Genomic DNA, 3640 nt, shown 5'->3' on the forward strand with positions numbered 1-3640 from the left:
GCACTGTACTTCGAGGGCCTTGCCACGTGGATCTACACCTTCCAGGATCACCAAGATCCATTGTCAGGCGTGTCCACACCACGGGGATCACCTCACGCCCCCGTCCCTGCGGCATTTCATGTCGATGTCGAGAGCCGCGGCGTGTTAGGCGAGGTGGCAGTAGCCGCAGCACCGGCAGGGAGCCGGCGAGGAGACTGCATGGCGGGTACCAGCAAGGTGTCCACGCGGCGACATATCGAATAAATGACACTGACCTCTTTCACCTCGCCTACCGAATGGGCTGCCCGCCTTCACCCATGCGTAGGCCGACCTGCAAGACCTGCCCACCTGAAGCCCAGTCTGAGTGCGAGCCGCTGTCGCGGCCTCTGCGGGGCCACATCCGGGCAGTTCGAGGAAGGCCGAGGCCCTCCACCGGGGCCTGCCCGAGGTGCGCACTGCGCCCACCCGCGTCGCTGGCGCCGGGTCAGTGGCCCGGTGCCGCTTGGCCAGGGCTCCCGCCCTCGCGCCGGCGCACTGGACCCGGCCGCGATGCCGCTGCCGGGGTGGCGGCGCGGAGGTGAAGCCACAGGTTTACGCGCATCTTCGACCCAGTGTGGGGCTCGGCTGAGGGCGGGGCCGGGCCATCGCCGTGCGTAGGGCGGCGGCGATTGACCACGTGGTCGGTGCGATGAACGCAAGGGCCAGGGCGAGGAGACCGGATCCGTGAAGACGCCATACGGCGTAGTTCACCGAGCGGATCCGCTAGGGACCCCATCGCTGCATCATGGGTGCAAGTCGGCTGTTCCGGTGACTCCCCACAATCTTCCCCTTGCAGGTCACAGCACTGTAGGCGGGCTGCGCCGTACGCTGCATTACATCTTGGCGTCCTGGTCCTGAAGTCGTATAGGAAGTCATCCCTGGTGCGGTTTCAGTGTCGTCTGTGAATGCGGCCTAATAATGCAGAATCCGACGCCAATGAGGACAGAAAATGACTATGCGTCAAATACCCACAGGTCTGGAGCGCTTCTTGTTCGCATGTAGCGCGGTCGTTGTGACAGCGGACGGCTTAGCGTTGGGGCTGCTCACTCTCACGGAGCACGGTTCCTTCTATCTGAGCCATCTGGGGATAGCCGGGCGGCCGACAGCAGGTCTCTTCCACGCCGTACTGTCGACGCTGGCCGTGGGACTCGCGGTGACTGCAGCTGCCTTGTTTCCCAGCAGTTGGCGCAGCGGGCAGAGGATGATGTTACTGGTGCCCGGTTGCCTGGTCTTGGCCGCAGTAGGCGCCACAGGTGTAGGAACGATGCCGTGCTCGGCAGGTTGTCCTTTCCCCCCGCCAACTGCCACCGACCTGGCGCACGTCGCATCGGCGGTACTCCTCTTCGGATCGGTGATCGCCGCCATGCTTCTGGTGGGTTTGTACTCGCCTGACAGGGGCTTGCGGGCGGTGTCCTGGGGAGCGCTCGCGGTATCGGGGCAGGGGGCGATAGTCGCCGGGGCAATGGGGCTGACAGGCAATGCGGGCGTGCTGGGAGGTGCGTTCCAGCACTTGATAGTCGTGGCGGCGTTCGGCTGGTTCTTCGTGCTCATCGTCCGCAGTGTGCCGGCAGCGCCTGCTTCATCGGGAGCGGCCCTCACCTGGATGTTCTTGTTCTTCGCAGTTGTTGCCGCCGCCACGTGGTGGCAGCCGCCGTGGCCCCTTGTGCAGGCATGGCACGCGGGGATCACAGTGGTCGCGTTGGTGATCCTCGGTCTTGTTCATCGCAGGCGGAGCATTCCGACCTCTGCTTGGGCCGGGGCTTTGGGCTTCCTAGCCCTCCATCTTCTTGCCTCGCGCTGGCTGTACTCGCATGTCCCCTACGAGGTATGGAGCCGCGCGCTGACTGGTGTGCCTCTGGGCGAAGCCCTCGGATGGGAGCGGAACCACTTCGACAGACTCGTCCACTTCTCGTACGGAGTTGCCGTTACCTGGGTGTTCGCGCGTACTGTCGCAGGCCACTGGCACTCCTCGGGCCGGAGGGCGGCACAGGGCGTGCTCCTTGTGGCTGTCGGTGTGGTGCTGTCAACCAGCGTGCTGTACGAGCTCGCTGAATGGAGCCTCTACTCAGTAGCCAGTCCTGCCAGCGCCGAAATGTACAACGGCCTACAGGGCGACGTCTGGGATGCGCACAAGGACATGGCCCTGGCACTACTGGGCTCGATCGGTGCCAGCGGTGCTTTCCTCATCCGTTACTGGGGTAGGGCGTCCATGCTGCGTGCCGCCGTGCTGGAGAATCCTCGGCGCCTGTGCTGCGAGGAACCGTTCCTTCGGTGGAGAGACCAGCCCCTCGGAGCCCGTTGACCTTCGCGTCCATTGCCAGTTCGGTCGTGACGGCGGGCGCATCCTGTTGCCGGAGCCGTGATCTCAGTGGCGTCTCGGACACTCGGGCAGGCGAATTCGGCACCGGGCTCCGGCTGCAGCCGCACTGGGTTCCGGTTGATCGCGTGACCCTTTCGACGGAGCATCTGGGTCACCAGCCCGTTGCCTTGACACTGACGGCAGCACCCTTTCGATCTGCATCGGCTGAGGGATGGGGTGCTACCGGTGCTGAACTCTGGGACCCTACTGCGCAGCTACGGAGGCGGTGAGCAGCTGGTCCCGATTCCCTTACCCGCGGAGAGCCGCTCTCGGGAACCATCGCGCACTAAAGGTTGTAGTCAGGCAGGCCCGGCGGATGCCGTGTGCCCGGGTCGCGGTCAGGTCGTGGGTCCGGCCCGGACGGGCCCTCGAAAACCACATGGGTGTTCCGTCGGGGCGGGGGATGACCTGCACGTTCATCCCGTGCTGCTTGTAGTTCTGCGAGTAGTACGACCCGTCTGGGCCGATCCGGTCGGTGAGGATCAGCGTCCCGTCAACGATGACGAAGTCGCCTTCACGCAGGCCCCCCCCGGGGCCTCGTGCAGACCAGGTGCCCACACGGCCAGGAGCTCGAGGGTTTGATCGACGTACCGCCAGGCCGTAGCCGTGGAGACCCCGAATCCACTTGCGGCCTGCTCGACACGCCTCGTTCTTCCGCCGATGCGCCAGCACCACAAGGCCTGCTTGAAACAACCCAGCCGCTGCCATGGTGCGTTCAGTTCTTCAGAGCGACGGGCGTAGATCAGCCCCGAGACATGCTCGACGAGCTTGTGCGGGACGTCAAGCGTGGAAGAATACGGAACCAACAGGGCCCTCGGACGCTGGCGTGATAAGTGGGTATCATTACGCCAACGACCAGGGGTCCTGCCACGTCTCTACCCGCCTGACCAGCAACTTCACCCGCCAGAGGCGGCATGAAAAGGGTTACGTGACGTTGTCGGGCTTTACCTGGACCCGCCGGAGAAGGCCCGGGTCCTCTGTGTGGACGAGAAATCGCAGATCCAGGCACTGGACCGGTCACAGCCGGTCCTGCCCGTGGTGCCCGGCGTTCCCGAACGACGCAGCCACGACGACATCCGCGCCGGCACTACCACCCTTTTCGCGCCCTCGAGGTCGCGACAGGCAACGTCATCGGCTCACTCCACCGTCGCCAGCGTGCCACCGAGTTTTAGACCGTGTCCTATGTGGTGAGGCGGACGAGGCGTTTGTAGCAGCAGAGGGCGGCTGCTAGGCCGAGGAAGGCCAGGTAGTTGCGGGGATGGC

1 protein-coding gene and 2 pseudogenes are annotated in these 3640 nt (G+C 64.9%); 2 read left to right on the forward strand and 1 reads right to left on the reverse strand.

The annotated features are described in order from the left end of the window. Positions 1–967: 967 nt before the first annotated feature. Entirely contained in the window at positions 968–2320 is a 1353-nt protein-coding gene (locus tag ACFYP3_RS37230; RefSeq protein WP_388842527.1) for a DUF2238 domain-containing protein, read from the forward strand. A 354-nt stretch (positions 2321–2674) separates the two neighbouring features. Here ACFYP3_RS37230 and ACFYP3_RS37235 read toward each other — a convergent pair. After that, positions 2675–3208 (reverse strand): annotated as a pseudogene (locus tag ACFYP3_RS37235) (transposase family protein); the annotation flags it as partial. A gap of 93 nt (positions 3209–3301) precedes the next feature. Here ACFYP3_RS37235 and ACFYP3_RS37240 point away from each other — a divergent pair. Continuing rightward, positions 3302–3546, forward strand: a pseudogene (locus tag ACFYP3_RS37240) (IS630 family transposase); the annotation flags it as partial. Positions 3547–3640: the final 94 nt, after the last annotated feature.

Origin of the sequence: Streptomyces sp. NPDC005533, from assembly GCF_042871845.1 — a bacterium.
GTDB lineage: Bacteria > Actinomycetota > Actinomycetes > Streptomycetales > Streptomycetaceae > Streptomyces.